The organism is Paenibacillus amylolyticus (assembly GCF_050990605.1).
GTDB lineage: Bacteria > Bacillota > Bacilli > Paenibacillales > Paenibacillaceae > Paenibacillus > Paenibacillus amylolyticus_H.
The window spans coordinates 244,564-263,250 of sequence record NZ_CP158832.1; the positions used below are offsets into that span (position 1 = coordinate 244,564).

General features: G+C 49.1%; 13 protein-coding genes. 11 read left to right on the forward strand and 2 right to left on the reverse strand.

Translation table 11 applies throughout. The features are described 5' to 3' along the window. The first annotated feature begins 32 nt into the window (after positions 1-32). Genes ABTV53_RS01195 through nagZ form a run of 4 tightly spaced genes read left to right on the forward strand, consistent with a single transcriptional unit; the run spans position 33 to position 4,816 of the window. Complete coding sequence (locus ABTV53_RS01195) at positions 33-1,142, forward strand: ABC transporter ATP-binding protein (RefSeq protein WP_433749677.1); 1,110 nt, start codon at positions 33-35, stop codon at positions 1,140-1,142. Between the two features lie 44 nt (positions 1,143-1,186). Next, entirely contained in the window at positions 1,187-1,900 is a 714-nt protein-coding gene (locus ABTV53_RS01200) for a hypothetical protein (RefSeq protein WP_433749680.1), read from the forward strand. Then, positions 1,900-3,096, forward strand: coding sequence for an exo-beta-N-acetylmuramidase NamZ family protein (locus tag ABTV53_RS01205; RefSeq protein ID WP_433749683.1), 1,197 nt, complete (start codon positions 1,900-1,902; stop codon positions 3,094-3,096). The genes ABTV53_RS01200 and ABTV53_RS01205 overlap by 1 nt, the downstream gene beginning before the upstream one ends. 31 nt (positions 3,097-3,127) lie before the next feature. Beyond that, positions 3,128-4,816, forward strand: coding sequence for a beta-N-acetylhexosaminidase (gene nagZ, locus ABTV53_RS01210; protein ID WP_433749686.1), 1,689 nt, complete (start codon positions 3,128-3,130; stop codon positions 4,814-4,816). Positions 4,817-4,971: 155 nt separating this feature from the next. Here nagZ and ABTV53_RS01215 read toward each other — a convergent pair whose 3' ends face one another. Next, positions 4,972-6,405 (reverse strand): serine hydrolase, encoded by a 1,434-nt coding sequence (locus tag ABTV53_RS01215; protein ID WP_433749689.1) that lies wholly within the window; start codon positions 6,403-6,405, stop codon positions 4,972-4,974. Positions 6,406-6,639: 234 nt separating this feature from the next. Here ABTV53_RS01215 and ABTV53_RS01220 point away from each other — a divergent pair, with 234 nt between their 5' ends. Next, positions 6,640-8,613: a methyl-accepting chemotaxis protein gene (locus tag ABTV53_RS01220; protein WP_433749691.1), complete on the forward strand. Its 1,974-nt coding sequence runs from the start codon at positions 6,640-6,642 to the stop codon at positions 8,611-8,613. A 214-nt stretch (positions 8,614-8,827) separates the two neighbouring features. Next, on the forward strand, positions 8,828-10,024 hold the full coding sequence (locus ABTV53_RS01225) for a DUF2087 domain-containing protein (protein ID WP_433749694.1): 1,197 nt from the start codon (positions 8,828-8,830) through the stop codon (positions 10,022-10,024). Between the two features lie 107 nt (positions 10,025-10,131). Here the strand turns inward: ABTV53_RS01225 and ABTV53_RS01230 are convergent, their stop codons facing one another. Further along, on the reverse strand, positions 10,132-12,132 hold the full coding sequence (locus tag ABTV53_RS01230) for a methyl-accepting chemotaxis protein (RefSeq protein WP_433749697.1): 2,001 nt from the start codon (positions 12,130-12,132) through the stop codon (positions 10,132-10,134). A gap of 365 nt (positions 12,133-12,497) precedes the next feature. On the opposite strand from ABTV53_RS01230, the gene ABTV53_RS01235 reads away from it, so the two are divergent. From ABTV53_RS01235 to ABTV53_RS01255, 5 genes are all read left to right on the forward strand, one after another. Beyond that, complete coding sequence (locus tag ABTV53_RS01235; protein ID WP_421893703.1) at positions 12,498-13,202, forward strand: AzlC family ABC transporter permease; 705 nt, start codon at positions 12,498-12,500, stop codon at positions 13,200-13,202. Beyond that, positions 13,193-13,522, forward strand: coding sequence for an AzlD domain-containing protein (locus ABTV53_RS01240; protein ID WP_433749700.1), 330 nt, complete (start codon positions 13,193-13,195; stop codon positions 13,520-13,522). Before ABTV53_RS01235 ends, ABTV53_RS01240 begins: the two co-directional genes overlap by 10 nt. A gap of 104 nt (positions 13,523-13,626) precedes the next feature. Next, the gene (locus tag ABTV53_RS01245) at positions 13,627-14,283 is read left to right on the forward strand and encodes an SGNH/GDSL hydrolase family protein (RefSeq protein ID WP_433749703.1); all 657 of its coding nucleotides are present in this window, start codon (positions 13,627-13,629) and stop codon (positions 14,281-14,283) included. Between the two features lie 239 nt (positions 14,284-14,522). Further along, positions 14,523-16,514, forward strand: coding sequence for a heparinase II/III domain-containing protein (locus ABTV53_RS01250; RefSeq protein ID WP_433749706.1), 1,992 nt, complete (start codon positions 14,523-14,525; stop codon positions 16,512-16,514). After that, entirely contained in the window at positions 16,507-18,471 is a 1,965-nt protein-coding gene (locus ABTV53_RS01255) for a glycosyl hydrolase (RefSeq protein ID WP_433749709.1), read from the forward strand. Before ABTV53_RS01250 ends, ABTV53_RS01255 begins: the two co-directional genes overlap by 8 nt. Positions 18,472-18,687 lie beyond the last annotated feature (216 nt).

Below are 18,687 nucleotides of genomic sequence, written 5' to 3' on the forward strand. Positions count from 1 at the left end.
GGACAAGCGACAACGTAAAGGGGGATCTATCTATGGCACGCGTGGAGTTTCGCCAAGTGCGCAAAGAATTCAAAGACGATCATAAAGGAACGTTCACGGCTGTGGCCGGCTCGGACTTTGTTATAGAAGATAAGGAATTCGTAGTGTTTGTGGGTCCTTCGGGCTGTGGCAAGACAACGTCACTGCGGATGATTGCCGGACTTGAGAAACAAACGAGCGGTGATATTGTGATCGGTGACCGGCTTGTAAACGATCTGCATCCGAAGGATCGGGATATCGCAATGGTGTTTCAGGATTATGCACTCTATCCGCATATGACTATCCGTGAGAATCTTTCCTTTGGCCTGAAAAATCTAAAAAAGCCAAAGTCCTATATTGATGAACAGGTGCAGAATGCGGCCTCCATTCTGGGACTGGAAGCGATGCTGGAGCGCAAACCACGCGAGCTGTCTGGTGGTCAGCGCCAGCGTGTTGCGGTGGGACGGGCGATCGTCCGTGATCCGCAGGTGTTTTTATTCGACGAACCACTGTCCAATCTGGATGCCAAGTTGCGGGTACAGATGCGGGTGGAGTTGGGTGAGCTGCATAAACGTCTCGGTGCCACGATTGTGTACGTGACACATGATCAGGTAGAAGCCATGACACTTGGGGAACGCATCGTGGTCATGAATCATGGAGATATTCAGCAGGTGGCTTCACCGAAAGAGCTGTATGCGAGTCCGCGGAATATGTTTGTTGCCGGATTTATCGGTTCCCCGGCGATGAACTTCATTGATGCCCGGATTGAAGGCACGCAGGTTGTCGTGGACGGTGCATCATTCACCTTGCCAGCAGATGTGCTTGCTCGTCTTCAGAGTCATCAAGGTAAGTCGGTGATTATGGGTCTGCGTCCAGAGCATATTTTTGGTGATGATGTCGCTCCGAACATCCCGACAGACCATATGCTGCAGGCACGAGTTCAGGTTGTAGAACATCTGGGCTCCGAGAATTTGGTGTATTTCCATTCCGGTGCCCGTACCGTTACGGCGAAGGTTCACCCGGAAACACATGCATATGTAGGTATGGACAAAAATTTTGTGCTGGACCTGCGTAAGGCGCACTTTTTCGATCCAGAGACGGAGCTTGCGATTGGACGGGAGTAAGAGACGAAGCCGGCGAAGAAGGAACTGTGGGAAAGGGGAGGGTGATGATGCGTAAGTTGAGTGAAGTGTTGATCAAGTCGGGCGCAGAAATTTATCGGGATATTATTCCGGTGTCCTTGTACAGTGTCATTAGCTCCATCGTATTGGTTCCCATTCTGATGTTTGCTCCGCTGCCGATCGCGGTGCTGCTTCTGGCCCTGATATATATGCCCATCCTGTTCGGGGTCTGTTATGCCATGCACCACAGGCTGGAGCGTAAGGAACGGCGCAATGGACTTAAGGATATCTGGATCGGAACGTTGAAGGGAATAATCCCGGGAGTGTCGGTGGGTGTGCTTTTTGCGGTGCTTGGTTTCATTCTATGGTCAACCTGGTGGTATTACGGTGGACAGGGCGGAATTACAGGTACAGCAGTGGGCGTATTCCAGACGTTCTTTGTTCTCATGGCGCTGATGTCACAGTTCTATACCTGGCAGCTTGTTTTACAAAAAAACATGGGCATCGTTCAGGCGATGGGGGAAAGTGTAAAGCTGTTCTTCCGTCACCCGGGATACACGATGGGCGCCTGTTTTCAGGCCATGTGCCTGACTGCTTTGCTGATGCTGACTGTTGTTGGTTTCGGAGCGCTGTTTGGAGGCATGTTTGCCATCTATCAGCATAAGGTAGCTCAAAATGTGCTGGAGCCTGGAGAGGAACCTGTCGTGACCGGCGGTAACGATCATCAACATACGGGTTGGATCAGCCAGGGGAATGTGTGATGGCCCAGTTGAATGGAACCGAGCAGATGCCGGCTGTACAAACGGGAGTTGATCTTCTGTCCGGAGGGTTATCGCATCCATGGATTACGGGTAATCGAATCGGTCTAATGACCAACCCGACGGGTATTACAGCGGATTTTGTATCGACAATAGAGGTGTGCGAAGGACTGGCTAATGCCGAGCTTACAGCGCTCTATGCCTGTGAGCATGGACTGGATGGAGAGCTTCAGGCGGGTGTCAGATTTGGAGACATGATTCATCTGCGTCTGGACATTCCGGTGTTCAGCCTGTATGGAGATTACAAGAAGCCTACACCCGCTATGCTGGCTGGAGTTGATACGGTCCTGTTTGACATTCAGGATGTGGGCGTCCGTTATTACACGTATACCTCAACTTTGTTCCATATGATGGAAGCCTGTGCTGGAGCAGGCAAACGCATGTTGATTCTGGACCGTCCCAATCCGCTGGGGGGAAACGTTGTGGAAGGCGGTGTGCTGAACGCGGGGTATGAATCACTTGTTGGCGCATGGCGCGTACCTGTACGTACCGGATTGACGGTAGGTGAACTGGCCTTGATGGTCAACAGCGAGATGGATGTACCTTGCGAATTGGACGTGGTTGCCATGGAAGGATGGCAGCGCTCCATGGAGTTTGCAGATTGTGGGCTTCCTTGGATGCTACCCTCTCCCAATATGCCTACGCTGGACAGTGTGCGGGTATATGCGGGTACGTGCCTGTTCGAAGGCACGAATGTATCGGAGGGCAGGGGCACGACCCGCCCATTCGAGTGGATTGGAGCCCCGTGGGTTGAGGGGCAGCGTTTGGCGGAACGATTTCGGGAATACAAGCTGGAAGGTGTGCATGTGCATCCAGTGTACATGTCCCCAACATTCTCCAAACATGCAGGTGAATTGTGTGGTGGCGTAAGGATTTTTGTAACGGACAGCAGGAAATTCCGGGCGGTAGAGACGGGGCTAGTGCTTTTGCATGAACTGGTATCCCTTTATCCGGAGCAATTCTGCTGGTTGGAGCCACCATTGCCGGGTTCGAGGTACTTTATTGACCTGCTGGCAGGGGGGAAGGAAGTCAGGGAAACCATTCATGACCGGAAGGAATTTGTTCGTTTAATGGAAACATGGAATGTACAGGCAGCGGAATGGAAGGAGCGGCGAAAGCCATTTTTGTTATATTCATGACCGGATGTTTGTCATCGGAGGGAGGTATGAAATGAGTGGGGTAAAAGAGTTATACCAGTTGAAGCTGAAACAGATGACTTTGCGTGAGAAAGTCGGGCAAATGCTGCTTTGTGGCTTTCATGGCACTGAAGCTGCTGGCGATGTGGAACCCTTTCTCCGAAAGTATCCAATCGGTGGCGTAATCTATTTTACGCGCAACGTTGAGTCGCCAGAGCAGGTAGAGCGGTTATCGTCAGGGCTGCAACAGATTGCCAAAAGCAGCGGTACTGTACCGCTCTGGATATCCATTGATCAGGAGGGCGGCATGGTTGCACGGGTTACCGAAGGAATCGCCTTGATGCCTGGACCAATGGCCATTGCCGCTGCAGGTTCCATGGACGATGCATATCAGGCGGCATATATCAGTGGGTTGGAGCTGAAGTCCATGGGCATTAACATGAATTTTGCTCCAGTATTGGATGTGAACAATAACGCGGCCAATCCGGTCATTGGTGTACGATCATTCGGCGAATCTCCACAATCTGTTGCAGAATATGGGGCCAGAACGATCGCGGGAATACAGGATGCTGGGATTGCAGCGACAGCCAAGCACTTCCCGGGGCATGGGGATACGGATACCGATTCTCATCTGGACCTCCCGATCATCACTCATGATCGTGAACGGGTAGAGCGCCTGGAATTGATTCCATTCCGAGCCGCCATTGCCGAAGGTGTTGATGCCATGATGTCGGCGCATATTTATTTCCCTGCACTGGAGCCAAATCGTCTGCCCGTAACGCTATCGCATACTGTATTAAGCAGTCTGCTTCGCCAGGAACTGGGTTATGAGGGCATGATCGTGACAGATTGCATGGAGATGGATGCCATTGCGGTGAACTATGGCACGGTCGATGCAGCTGTGATGGCGGTAGAGGCCGGAGCGGATCTGGTGTTAATTAGCCATACGGCCAAACTTCAGGCAGAGGCATTTGAAGCGTTGTTAGCAGCTGTGGAGAGCGGACGGATTAGCGAAAGTCGTGTAGATGAATCAGTGACCCGCTTGCTGATGTACAAGGCGAAACATGGGTTGCTGGAGAATGAATTGCACGGTGCAGACGATGATGAAGTGATTAGTACATTCTCAAATATGTCCTCCCCGGATTCATCAAAGGATCTTTCACATTCCAGCGGGTCTGAGCGCAACAGTTCATTACACCAAGAGGTTGCCCGCCGAATTAGCGAGAACAGTATCACGCTGGTACGCGATCAGCTGAATATGCTGCCTTTGAAGCCGGAACGCACACTGGTCATAACGGTTACCACGTCCGTGACGACAATTGCCGACGAACAGTTGACTCACACGTTCACCTTGGGATCAGCCTTATCCAATTATGGTCTGAATGTTGTTGATCTGACGGTCACGCCCGAGGAAGTCGCCATTTGTTCAGCACGTCTGCTTCAGGCGGCGGAAGAGGATGACATTCGGCAGATCGTGGTAGGAACCTATAATGCGGGAAGCCCCTCCGGCGATCCACAGTGCAGGCTGATTGGTTGGATACAGCAATTGGGTAAACCGCTGGCTGTTGTAGCACTGCGAAGCCCCTATGATCTGCTCGCAATTCCGGATGCCCAGGTCTATGTAGCAGCTTACGAAAGCCGGCCACTTGCCATGGATAGCGTCGCTCAGGCGCTGATGGGACGTATTCCTTTTGCGGGGAAACTTCCTGTGACGATAAAGTAGGCGGATGATGAACGAACGGATGGTGACTAGGCAGTGATGAGAATATGAGTTACTCAGCCTTTTGCAGGATGAAGAAGAAATGAATGTTGGTCAGAGCAAAGAGACGATCCTTTAAAGGACCGTCTCTTTGCTCTGTATAAACGATTAATTATAGATTATTGCAATTGCAGTGCTGTGGCTGTTTTGGCCTCCACTTCATCCAAAAGTGAAGTCATGTCCATACCTGCGTGGTTGCCGAGCAGGATAATCGTGATGTCATCGGACAGATTACGTGAAAAGGCTGTAGCAAACCCGCCGCCACTACCGTTGTGGAAGACGGTTCGGTTGGCGCCATTCTCTTTGAGAATCCAGGCATAGCCATAATTTTTATCGGAGTAGGGCTCATACATCTGTTCAATCGTATCCTGGCTTAGAATCTGGTCCGTATACAGTGCACGATCCCATTTCAACATATCGTCCACCGTGGAATAGATGGTTCCTGATCCGGATTGAGAAACATAATAAGGGGCAGTTACCCAGGCGTTATCTTGTTGAACAAAACCACTAATCGTATGCACTTTACGGGAAGCCTCTCCCGAATTTTTCATGCCAAGTGGCTTCAGTATCGTCTGCTGCACGTAATCGGCATAACTCATGCCGGACACCTGTTCAACGACGTATGCAAGCAAAACATACCCGCTGTTGCTGTACAGATATGCACTCCCTGGTTCAAACTTCAGCGTTTTGTGGCGAATCTCTTCCACAGTCTCTTCCATGGAAGTTCCTTCACTCCGACCAAATGCGGAGGGCAGACCTGAAGTCTGGGATAACAGCATATGCAGTGTGATCTGATCTCCCTTCGGTATACCCGAAATATACTTGGAGATTGGGTCTTTCACCTGAATCTTACCATCCTCCACGAGACTCAGAATGGACGCGGCCGTGAAGGATTTGCTCAGCGATGCGATTCGGGTCTTCTGATCCGGGCGATTCAGCGTCTGTTCATCGGCAAGTCCGTAGCCTTGTTTTAACAGAACCTCACCATCGCGGGCAATCAGCGCCATTCCTGGATAGTTGATCTCGCGCAGGTACGCATCTACGCTGGCAACATCGCTGTTCAGCAGACTGACCTGATCCGTGACCATATTCACGCTCATCTGTCCTGTAGCCGTACGTTGGACCTTGATGTCTGCCTTGATTGCATTAGCCATGGCACGGACAGGGACCATCAACGTACCGTTAACCGTACGTGAATTCACACCTGTAGCCAGATTGACCTGGTTTACCCTAATGGAATTGCTGCCAGCCTGATGGATCAGCTTGTCTCTGCCAACGGTAATGGTAGCTGTCTTGGTGCGATTATCCCATTTCAACGTGCCTTTGACGGATGTGACCACATCCCGCAGTGGAACAAACGTTGAGCCTTTGATGATAAGTGGTGCGTTCTTCCAGGACTGCTGCTCACCATTCACTTCAATGTGAACTGCTTGCGTTGCCTGCGCTGCGGATGCCGTGATACCGGCTTGTCCCAGAATCGGGCCTGCGCACAGGATGAACGCTAACAGGATACGGAATACGGATGAATATACCGCGAAAACAGGTTGTTGCACGTGTGACTTGCGTAAGATTTGAATCCTCTCCTTCCAATCGTTTCATGAATAGCCAGCTTATGAGCATTGTAAACGATCTCGCGTAGAGGGTCAAAACGATTAAGCGGATATAATCCATATCATCTGATCAGATCAATTAAATTAAATTTGTACCAATTTAGTATCCATACATAATATTTTTACAGCGATTGTCCGATAAAAGGATGGGTGAAGATTATGATGGGGGATAGTTAAATGAAGAAAAGGATTCGAAACTGGTTTACTTTAACCGTAAAAAAACGCCTGATCGCTGCATTACTCCTGTTCCTGATTGTACCGAGCATTACCGTCGGTTGGTTGTCTTATCAAAAAGCAGCTGACCAGGTTAAGCTGGAAATAATTCGTTCCGCTCAGGCCAAAACGGAAATGCTTAGTCTGCAGATAAATCAAATGCTGGATATGGAGAAGGATAACGCGGCACAGATGGCTGCAGGTATTACTTCAAACGATATTATTAATAAATCCCCTGCACTGCAAAGGCAGATGGATCGGATGTCTCAGAATCATAAGGAGCTCGGTGTACTCACCGCAGGTGCCGAAGATGGCAGCTGGATGAAATCCCCAGAATCTGAGGAACAGAATTATGATCCTCGAGAACGTTCATGGTATAAGATGGGCATGTCTCAGGATGAACCTGTAATCTCGGATACGTTCCAGTCGGCTTCGACGGGTGAATGGGTTGTTACCGCGGCGGCCAAACTGGTTGATGGCAAAGGGGTATTCGGAGCCAATGTCAGTCTCAATCATCTGAAAGAATCCGTTGATCAGATACACATTGGTAAAGAAGGAAAACTGTATATGCTGGATAACGGGGGTAAATTCCTGTTCCACTACAATATTGAATCCGGCACACAGTCGGACGAAAGCTATATTAATGAGATGTATACGAAGGAAAGCGGAACGGTGAAGTATACATATGATGGTCGCGAAGTGGAAGCTGTGTATTTTACTAATCCGGTGACGGGTTGGAAAATTGTTGGTGAAATGGTTCCTTCGGAAGCAACGGAAGCCGTAATGCCTATTTTGATCCGTTCAATTACGATTGTGGCATCTGCATTGGTTATTGGCTTGATTTTGCTTGTTTTCATTATTCGCAGCATTCACCGGCCATTGCTGCAATTGACGCAGGCAGCATCCCAAGTAAGCGCAGGGGATCTAACGGTTCGTGTAGGTTTGCAGCGTAAGGATGAGTTCGGACAGCTTGGAGAAAGTTTCGATATGATGACGACTTCACTACGTAGTGTGCTTGGAGAAGTACATGACACGTCCAGCCAGCTGGCAGCATCTTCTGAAGAGCTAATGGCAAGTTCGGAACAGACATCCAAGGCCACAGAACAAGTGGCTGAACTGATGCAGGATGCAGCTGCAGGAACGACTTTGCAGAACAATAGTCTTGCTGCTACAGGTCAACTCGTAGGCGAAATGTCCATTGGAGTCAAAGAAATCTCATCAAGTGCTGAAGACACCGCTCGTATCGCTCTGGATGCTTCCACCAAGTCGGAAGCGGGTATGGTTACAGTGGAAGAAGCGGTTACCCATATTCAGCAGGTGAATGACGAGAGCAAAGCCATGTCTGTGGTGATTGAAGATCTGCGTGCGAAAAATGAAGAGATTCTTGTGATTGTGGCCGAGATTACGGCCATTGCCAAACAGACAAACATCCTCGCATTGAATGCATCCATTGAAGCTTCAAGAGCTGGCGAGCAAGGGCGAGGATTCGCGGTTGTAGCCAACGAAGTGAAGTCACTGGCTCACAGTTCTGGCGCTTCAGCCGAGCGGATTAATGAGCTTATGCATGAGATGCAGGAGAAAACCAATGCGGTGCAATCGACCTTTGCCCGTACAGGAGAAGGTATGGTCAAGAGTTCGCAAATGGTTACGGAAGCGGGCGAAGCCTTCCAGACTATTCGTACTGCCGTACAGTTAGTGGCTGCACAAGCTGGAGAAGTATCCGCGGCTTCCCGTCAAATTGATGGAGGCATGGGTCATATCAACAAGGCAGTAAATGATACGATGGTTCTGTCAGACAGAATTGCTTCTGGAACGGAAGATGGATCGGCGGCTGCTCAAGAGCAGTTGGCCACAATGGAAGAGGTCGCAGCATCATCGGCAGCATTGTCACGTATGGCTGAAGATCTGCAAAGCATGATTGAACGGTTTAAGTTGTAACAGGAATTGAAATGAGACTGCAGGGTTGCGACCCTGCGGTCTTTTTTCTGTTGAACAAGGGGCATCCTTTATGTCTTCAAACACAGCTTTCTTTTTAGTTATATTGACATATAACAAACATAATTATATTATGTCTATAAATAAACAAACGTATTTATATAAAAGTTAATTAGTGTTCGGTTGAAAAGACCATAACAATAAAAGGAGCTTTTACATGATATCATCGGAATCCTGGTTGCAAACAGCTTCATTGGAAGAGATCAAGCGTGGTTATATGGAAGACGGTCCCGCCTATATATGCGTCTGTTGCGGATACAGGACGGAAACGGGAATTATCTACCCTGAAGAAGGGGTGCTCTATGAGGCAACCCGATATATGCGAGTGCATATTGAGAAAGTTCATGGATCGGTATTTGAATACTTGCTGGAGCTGGATAAAAGCGTAACCGGATTGTCTGATGTCCAGCGTGGATTGCTGGCCCAGTTTCATGCAGGAAAGAAGGATGCTGAAGTACAGAAGGCCCTTGGTATCGGGAGTGCCTCCACGATCCGGAATCATCGGTTTGTATTGAAGGAGAAGGAACGGCAGGCCAAGATATTCCTGGCACTAATGGAACTTCTCAAGAGTAAGGATACCCAGGCTCCAGCTGAATGGGTGTCACCTGTGACAAGACAGGGACATACGATCCATCCTGGCTCATTTGATATTACAGAACAAGATCGGCAGAAGGTGCTGAATAAATATTTTCCGGAGGGTACTAGCGGTCCACTGACGACGTTTCATATGCAGCAAAAGCATAAATATATTGTGCTCACCGAGATTGCCAAACGATTCGATACAGAGCGCAAATATACTGAAAAACAGGTCAATGAGCTGCTGAAGGAAGTTAATGATGATTACGTGGAAATACGGAGGTATCTTATCGACTATGGTTTGCTGGAACGTGAGCCGGACGGCAGTCAGTATTGGCTGGGAAGCCGCGCAGATCAACAGAGCGCCGAAGTTGGAAAACAGGAGCATAAAGAAAAGGGGGAGCAGGAGAAGATGAATCGTCGCAAAGAATTGCAGGAACAGGCCAAAGAAGTCAAAACGGAAGCGGGCGTCTACCAGATTCGGAATGAACGTAACGGTAAAGTTTATATCGACAGCTCACTTAACCTGAAAACCATTAACGGACAACGGTTTATGTTACAGATGGGTAGCCATCTGAATCGAAGATTGCAGGCTGAATGGAATGAATATGGAGAGAATGCGTTTGTGATCGAGGTGCTGGAGACAGTGAAGCCAGATGATAACCCGTATTACGATCCCAAAGATGCACTCGCCAAATGTCTGAATCGCTGGTTTGAACAGTTAGAGCCCTACGGAGATCAAGGGTACCACGGAGATAAAAAGCAATCTGCTGATTAAGCGGGACATGATCCTCTCTAAAATGCCTGACCCTTTATAACCCAAAGCCCCTTTGCCAATATGATGGCAAAGGGGCTTTGGGTGTTACAGACTACCTATTATATAGGCTACAGCTTGAATTGTTCCACCAGCTTCTGCAGCTTGTGAGCCAGATGGGCAAGGGAATCAGCAGAGGATGATATCTCCTGCATGGAAGCCACCTGTTCCTCCGTAGCAGCGGAAATGTTCTCTGTTCCATCGGCATTGGTTTCCGATATCGCGTGGATCTGATCAATGGATTGCACTACTTCTGCTGTACTTGCAGACATCTGCTGTGAGGCAGCTGCAATGTTCTCAAGCTGATGGTTAACGACCCCGACAGCCTGACTAATCTGGGCAAAAGCTTCATCTGCAAACTGAACGGCACGAATACCGTTGCTAACATCCTGTTGCCCGATCTGTACATTGTGATTAGCCATTGCAATCTCCTGTTGAATCGCTCCAACCATCTCTACGATCTTCTGACCGGACAGGCTGGATTGTTCCGCGAGCTTGCGGACTTCGCTGGCGACAACGGAGAAGCCACGTCCATGCTCACCTGCACGTGCTGCTTCAATAGAAGCATTAAGCGCAAGCAAATTGGTTTGTGCAGCGATGTCTGTAATGACCGAAACCATCTCACCAATGGATGTGGAATGCTGTTCAAGTCGTCCGGCAGTATCTGCCATACCTTGGACAAAGCGACTGACGGAATCCATCTCGGATACAGCCGTGTGCATGGTGGCATTCCCTTTATCCGCGAGCTCACTTGCTTGCATGGCAGCTTCGGATACTTGCTGTGTGCTGTTCGTTACCTGTCCCACACCTCCAGCAAGTTCATTCATCTGTTGCGCTGTATGCTTCAGGCTGCTTGCTTGCTTTTCAAGTCCAGCTGCGGATTCTTCCGTGATCAAGGCCACTTGCTCAGTTGCTTTGGTTGTCTCGGATGAATTGACTGCCAATTGTGTGGATGAGGCGGTTAACTCGTCAGCCGTGTGTCGCACGTCCTGAATAACGGTTCGCAAGGATTCGCTCATCTTATTGAAGCTGGTGCTCAGCTTGCCGAATTCATCCTGTCCCAATACAGCAACCTCGATGGTCAGATTACCATTACTAATTTCGTCAGATGCCTTCACTAAACGATTCAGTGGTTTGGTGATGGATTGCACAATCCAGAAAATAATGATGGAGCTTACCGCAATTGCAATCGCTACAACAATAAGTGTGGTATATAGGATCGGACGGACAGATGCCGTCACTTCCCCACTGTCGATGACACCAACCACGGTCCAGCCTGTCGTTTCATTGGTGGAGAAAAAGGCGTGTTCCTGGTTTCCATTTAGTGTATAGTTCAGACTTCCGTTTTTCTGTGCAAAAATATCTTTATAGGGTGCCATGGTTCCTTCCGTTCCCGGTTTTTCGGTAGGATGGACAATAATTTTGTTGGCATTATCAATGATATAGATATAACCTTTCTCGCCAATCTTGGTGGAATTAACCGTCTTCGAGAGGGCTTCAAGCGACAGGCTGACAGAGACAACACCATGGCCATCTGCTGAGGTCTGAGCTACCGAAGCAACAACATTGCCGGTATTGCTTGATATATAGGGGGTGATTACGGTAGGGACATCTTTGTTCTGCGTAGCAGCCTGATACCACGGGCGTTCGCGCGGGTCATATCCTTCTTTGTTCACCGCAGTTACAGGGGAATTAATATACACGCCCTGATCAGTACCAATGGAGGCAAGTTCCACGTCATCATGCGTTTCCTTATACGCGTCGAGCAAGGTACGGATGGTATCTGTTTCGTCACCCTGATTGGGTCCGACATTGCCTGCATCCAGCTGACTTGCCAGGAAATCAACATTTTTGCGTGTTGCACCAATAATTTGGTCAATGGTCTGATTGAGCACAGTAACACTGCTGATCGCGTTCTCATACATTTTCTCTTCGACTTTGGCATCGGCTGTTTGGAACGAGATAATGCCCAGACTGATTGTGGGAATGAGTAGTACGATGGCAAATGACAAAATCAGTTTCTCTCTCATCTGCAGCGTTCTTTTGGCCCCTTGTTTATGAATCTTCTTCATACACATTCCCCCTCTGTGTAATCCAACCATTTCCTTGGTGGATATATCCAATCTGGTAATGTTTCCAACATTTCCAGAAGTTTCTGGTGCTATCGTATGACAAATTTCGCGTTTATTCAACACAATTTATGAGTTTTACGAAAATATTTTTTCGGTTTTGTAGGTATTTAGGATTACATCTGTTCTATAAAAAGTAATCTGTCTCTCCCTTAGTGCACATCTTGTGGTATATTTCTGAATTAATGTGACATGAAGAATGAACCTGGATGGATACACATCTATATATCGGTATATGGCGACAGAAATGGAGAGGGGTTGTACGGCAGTTGGATCAAAGTACACTACAGATATCTGGACAGGAGGACATGGAAGAGGTCCAGGATCAGGCTACATTCATGCAGGGGGTCAAAGATTGTGTTCCAACCCTGCTTGGTTATTTGAGTATTGGTTTTGCAGCGGGTGTCATTGAAATGACCGCAGGTCTGAGTCTGGCGGAAACGGCTCTGCTCAGCCTGATTTTATATGCAGGATCGGCTCAGTTCATTGCAGCAGGCATGCTCGCATCGAATGGATCAGCAGTAGCGATCATGTTCACCATATTTTTTGTGAATCTTCGTCATTTGCTGCTCAGCGCAGCTGTATCGCCGTATTTTCGGCATCTGACCCCGCTTAAAAATATGTGGCTTGGTTCATTGCTTACGGATGAGTCTTTTGGCGTAGCGATGACACGTGCGATTGGCAGAGAAAGACTCAGTGAACGGTGGATGCACGGTCTGAATATCACGGCTTACTTGAACTGGTTCGTGGCTAATATGGCGGGAGCGTACTTTGGACGATGGATTACCAACCCGGAACGGCTGGGTCTGGATTATGCCCTGCCTGCGATGTTTATTGGACTGGTTGTACTCCAGTTGGTGCATCGTAAAAACAAAAAAATACACATTAATGTGGCTATTATCGCCGTTGTCTGTGTAATCTTCGCCAGCATGGCTTCACTTGGCAGCATGAGTGTCATTGTGGCTGCGGTCATTGCGGCAACGATGGGAGTGTTCATGGAACGATGGAAGTAAGATGGGATGTATTCTGGATTATTATGGGGTCGGCGCTGTTAACATTTATCCCGCGTGTACTGCCACTGATGCTGTTCAGTAAGATACAGATTCCCATGTGGTTGTTACGCTGGCTGGAGTATGTACCCGTAGCGGTCATGGCGGCACTGATTGGTCAGGAACTGTTCATGTCGGACAACCAGTTGGTTCCAATTACGCACAATGCAGCTCTGTGGGCATCCCTGCCTACGATTGCAGTAGCTATCTGGACACGCAGTCTGCTGGGAACCGTATTGGTCGGTATTGTGGCTATGATGATTTTGCGATATTGGATGGGGTAGATAGTGATGAAAACGCTATTTTCTATAGCGACCGAAAGGGATAAAATGGAGACTGAGGTGTTCAGTGTTTCCATTTTGCACAAGAGGAAGGAACGATTTCAATCATGAGTACAAGTCCATCCGTTATATTGTTTCAGGGAGACTCGATTACAGATGGGGGAAGATCACGCAATGATGATCCGAATCATTTTCTCGGACACGGATATGCGTATCTGATCTCCAGCAAACTGGGTATGGAACTGGCGGGCAAACATAAAACATTCTATAACAGGGGCATCAGCGGGGATCGAGCATCCGATCTGTACGCACGCTGGAATGAGGATACCATTAGTCTGAAACCGGACCTGATCAGCATCCTGATTGGGGTTAATGATGCCTGGCGCACGATGAATGGTGAACCTAGCGGGGTAACGGATCGTTTCGGACGGGCGTATCGCCATTTGCTCGAAGAAACTCGGGAAGTGATGCCGGATACGGGGCTGGTTTTAATGGAGCCGTTTATCCTGAATACCGGAGCGACCGCGGAGAAATGGGAAGCCTGGGAGACGTATATCGGTCAATATCAGAAGCTGGCTCAAGGTCTTGCTGAAGAATTTGGAGCTGTATGGGTGCCATTGCAGCAGACGTTTAATGACGCTCTGAAACAGGCGGATGCAGCGTACTGGTTATGGGATGGCGTACACCCAACCGCAGCAGGTCATGAGCTGATTGCACGCCAATGGTTGTCTGTTGTACAGAGTTCTTCGCTTGCAATTGTATAACCAAAACGAATACTTAAGAATATGAGATAGCCATAAAAAGCCTGTGGTGACAGGCAGAATGCAACGGAGAACCTGACAAAGGTTCTCCGTTTTTTTTGTGTTGGGAAGGAGAAGGACGTAACATCGTGGAAAGGGTTTTAATGGATAATTCTTCAAAAATGCTATCATATCCGGTAGAATGAAATCGATTACATTATAATATGGTTATGACAATCCATTAACGAAGAGTGGTGAATCCAGTGGAAGATTCCATTCAGGAAGTCGAACATGAACATATAAACCAACGTGGAAATGAGAGCAAAGCAGCGAGCTCCCTAAGTGCTGATAAACTCTTAGAAAAGTTGCTCCGGCCAGAATTGGCTACGTTATACACAGACTTGAAGGCTTATGGCGAAAGCGCCTTGAAGGAACCCTTGCCCTCCTTATCGTTACGTCTATATCGCCAGTTCAGTGATACGGGTGAGCGGAAAGCTTATGAGCAGGCTTATTTCGATCGAAGGGGCAGGCTGGCTGCTGTGGCGATGCTCGCATTGGACACGGCGAGGCCGGATGCACTGCAAGCGCTGGAAGAAATGTTGTGGGACGTGTGTGGTGAGTATACGTGGTGTTTGCCCGCACATCTGGGTACAGGTGAGGTCAACCAGGTGAAAGGGAACATCGATTTGTTCGCCGCAGAGACGGTACATATGCTGGCCGAGATTGTGACGATTCACGCCGGGCAGCTGAACCACCTTGTCATAGAGCGAATCAGGTTCGAAGCAGAGCAGCGAATCTTCACCCTGCTTTACCGCGATCTACGGAAGTTCCACTGGCAGACAGCGGATCATAACTGGTCAGCAGTCTGCGGCTGCTGCTGTGGTATGGCCGCTTTGTTGCTGCTTCAGGATGAATCCACACTACGGGAATCGATCTCCCATACGATCAAATGTATGGATGCATTCTTGAGCGGATATGGCGAGGATGGCGGCTGTGCCGAAGGCATTGGATATTGGGTATATGGCTTCGGTTATTTCACCTATTATGCCGAGATGCTTCGTGAGTACAGTGAGGGCGAACTAGATCTGCTGACGGGTTCCAAAATAAATGCCATCGCAGCCTTCCCGCTGCGGGTTCATCTGTCTGGCGGCACATTTGTAAATTATTCGGACAGTTCCGAACAGGAAGAAATCCCTTCCGGATTACTCTCGCTGCTCGCGTCCAGGGTTGGGTTGCAGGTGGATCTGCCGCTTCATATTCCACTGTTCACCGATGATCCATGTCATCGCTGGGCTCATCTGTTGCGGAACGTGATGTGGAGCAATCGGGCAGTATTCGGTGATGAAGGTGCCTCTGCACAGGCTGAACGGGGATTTAATTTTCGGAATCTGGGTTGGATGATTGCAAAAGGCTCGCTTGATTCTCCAGATACAAAACGTACAAACGGCGGACCTCTTCATGTGGCTATTTCCGTTAAAGGCGGGCATAACGATGAACCTCACAACCATAATGATCTGGGGCAGTTCATTATCCATTGCGGTGGTGAGAATATTCTGTGTGATCCAGGAGCAGGGTTGTATACCCAAGCGTATTTTGCACCAGGCAGGGAGCGCCTGTTCCACATCTCGTCATCCGGGCATAACGTTCCGCTCATTGAAGGCCAGGAGCAAAGCTCCGGTCGGCAAGCGCAAGCCCATGTTTTAGAGGCAAATTTGGCAGAGGGTGGCGGTGAGCTGGATACAACATTGGATCTGACATCCGCATACTCTGGGGCAGCTTCACTGGCTCGTTATACGCGCCAATTCCATTGGACAATGGCTTCTGTCGGTAGCAGAGACAGAGCAGAATTGCGTCTAGTTGACCGTTTTCAATGGAAGAGCAGGAATGTGTCTTCGGCAGAACGATTCTCTTCTGTGGATGATTCAGATGCAGGATGGTTAAGCGTTGTGGAGCGATGGATGAGCAGAGTACAACCTGAGGTAGTGAAGAGCGGTAACCTTCGCTGGCAAGGTGTACATGGAACGGTCCATATGACGTATGATGCGAACCAGTGGCAGGTCTTTACGGAGGTTATGAACACAGTTGATCATGACAATGTTCCAGTCACATTCTATCGGACGTCACTATCATGGACAGGTGTGATCGATGAGACGGATGTTTGGATAGAACGCCCAAATCCGCTTGAAACGGTATGTGAGGTAAGCTTCATCATTGAACCGAAAATGGGAGAAACCGAGGTGAGCATGCGTGAGTAAATATACATCCGCGTCCACGTATCCATGGAAAGATGAACTTGAACGTTACCGTTCATTGGCAGAGCAAGCGGGCCCTCCTCCGGCAGACGGCTGGAATAGGGAGCGCAAGTTGGCACTTGTTGAAAGTGTTGTTCGCGCTTACACACCATATCAGGACAGCCAGGGTGCAATTATCGACCCGCTCTCGGGTGTGGAGAGATATTATTCTACACCGGCCTATGCGATGGTTGCGGCAGTTCTGGTTGATGCAGGGCGTACAGATTTGCTCCAATCCGCGGCAATAGCCCTGTCACAGAGCATTGATGCCGTGGTCAATGGTAGCGCACCTGACAATCACCCTGATTTTTTTCCGGTGCTCATGATGAGAGCGTATATGTTGTTGAAGTCACATCTGCCTGAACAAGCAAACATCTGGGCTGAGGCACTCAAGACGATCCATCCTGAACAAGATTATGTGTTCACGATGAGCAAAATGAATAATCCCAATCGTATGATTAATTGGAACGCCATTATGATCTCTGGCGAATATCTGCGGTGGCATGAACAGCTGGCAAGTGAGGATACAGCGTGGATAGATCGTTATCTGGAAGCCTATCATCTGCCCCGATTTACTGCACTTGGTTTGTATCAGGATGGACCGCTGGACCGTCCGAATTGTCCATTTTCCTATGATATTGCCACCCGTTATCACCTTGGGGTGATGCTTGAGGCGGGTTACGAGGGAGCCACTGCCGATAGGTTACGTGAGCAGCTGCGCCATGGTGCCTTCAGCTCGTTAATGTCGCTCTCGCCGCTAGGTGAGATTCCACCGCGTGGTCGCAGCTCCCAGCACCAGTGGAATGAAGCGGCAGCGGCTTATGTATGCTCCACACATGCAACGCAGGCTCTGGAGGCGGGAGATCCGGTGATGGCGGGTGCTTTTGCACGTGCGGCCAATCGGTGTTTTGCTGCTGTGGAGCGCTGGAAGATGGAAGATGGGCGCCTGAAAATTGTACGCAATGAATACAAGCCAGAAGATCGGCACGGCTATGAAATCTATACCAACCATACCTGTTACAACCTGTGGACGGCAGCAGCACTAGCCCACGCCTGTCTCAGTGATCCGGGAGACGATGTGAGCGAAGTATACCTTCCTGCCGAGGTGGGCAGCAGGGTGTTGCAGACCGATGGATGGTTCGAAACCGTGATTGCATCCGTACCTGGCCAGCAACTGGTATTACACACGGCGATGAATGATCCGTATACGATCCCTGGTTTGGTACGGATTCAGCAGATGGGGTTACCTGGTCTGATTGGTCCGTCCGCTGCCAGCCATGTGCAGGCCGGGTTTACGGAATTTGCCGAAGGGGCGGTTCGTCCGCTCAGTTACTGTCCTGCCTGGAAGACACCAGATGGGGTATGGCACAGTCTTGCAGAGGGGATTCCATCCGGTGGTGCATATGATCGGGATGTTGGATTAGACCCTGCTCAGGGAGGAGGTTCCATTGTGTACGAGAAGGTGGACCATGATACCCGGAATCAAGTGGAGCAGCATCTGGCGGAAAGAGTCGAAGAAGATGGCGAAAATGCCGTGGGGAACTCTTTTGCCGTGACATGGGTCGGTCCATTACCCGGAATTGAAACATTGCGTACTCATTATGTGCAACAGGCAGACTTGCTGACCATAACGTATGAATTCGAAGGTGAGATTGTAGCGGCAGGTGCACTCATTCCGCTGTTGTTCCATGATGGCCGTGAACAAGCGGTGATCACCCATACGGATCAAAGCGTGCGAACGGAGTATCGGGGGGCTTATGTAGAATCTACAGCGCTGGATCAGGGAGCCATTATTCATCTGGAGGAGCAGGCCGTGGCCTCCCGCAATGGGTTGCTGAAAGAAGCACGGATTGAAGTGGGTGGTACCCGTAGTCTAACCTTTACGATCCGATTGGGAAAGTTTATCAAATACAGTGTTTAGGCTGAACTGGAGCATCTATATAAGTTGAATTAATCATTTGCACGATAACGGAGAGGACAGAAAAAACCTGAAAAAGCGAAGCGTTCGCCTAAAAGCTTTCTGAAAGAAAGCTGCATCGGAAGCATACGCTATCACCGGATTTTCCCTTTAGGAAAAGGGAATCAAAAAAATCTGTGGATAACAGCGATTGGAAGGTTATTCTGTCATCGTAGTGTC

What these genes read in the sequence shown, in the direction of transcription:
- ABTV53_RS01195 (WP_433749677.1), top strand. Translation starts at nt 33, where the DNA reads ATGGCACGCGTGGAGTTTCGCCAAGTGCGCAAAGAATTCAAAGACGAT.
- ABTV53_RS01200 (WP_433749680.1), top strand. Translation starts at nt 1,187, where the DNA reads ATGATGCGTAAGTTGAGTGAAGTGTTGATCAAGTCGGGCGCAGAAATT.
- ABTV53_RS01205 (WP_433749683.1), top strand. Translation starts at nt 1,900, where the DNA reads ATGGCCCAGTTGAATGGAACCGAGCAGATGCCGGCTGTACAAACGGGA.
- nagZ (WP_433749686.1), top strand. Translation starts at nt 3,128, where the DNA reads ATGAGTGGGGTAAAAGAGTTATACCAGTTGAAGCTGAAACAGATGACT.
- ABTV53_RS01220 (WP_433749691.1), top strand. Translation starts at nt 6,640, where the DNA reads ATGAAGAAAAGGATTCGAAACTGGTTTACTTTAACCGTAAAAAAACGC.
- ABTV53_RS01225 (WP_433749694.1), top strand. Translation starts at nt 8,828, where the DNA reads ATGATATCATCGGAATCCTGGTTGCAAACAGCTTCATTGGAAGAGATC.
- ABTV53_RS01230 (WP_433749697.1), bottom strand. Translation starts at nt 12,132, where the DNA reads ATGAAGAAGATTCATAAACAAGGGGCCAAAAGAACGCTGCAGATGAGA.
- ABTV53_RS01235 (WP_421893703.1), top strand. Translation starts at nt 12,498, where the DNA reads ATGGAAGAGGTCCAGGATCAGGCTACATTCATGCAGGGGGTCAAAGAT.
- ABTV53_RS01240 (WP_433749700.1), top strand. Translation starts at nt 13,193, where the DNA reads ATGGAAGTAAGATGGGATGTATTCTGGATTATTATGGGGTCGGCGCTG.
- ABTV53_RS01245 (WP_433749703.1), top strand. Translation starts at nt 13,627, where the DNA reads ATGAGTACAAGTCCATCCGTTATATTGTTTCAGGGAGACTCGATTACA.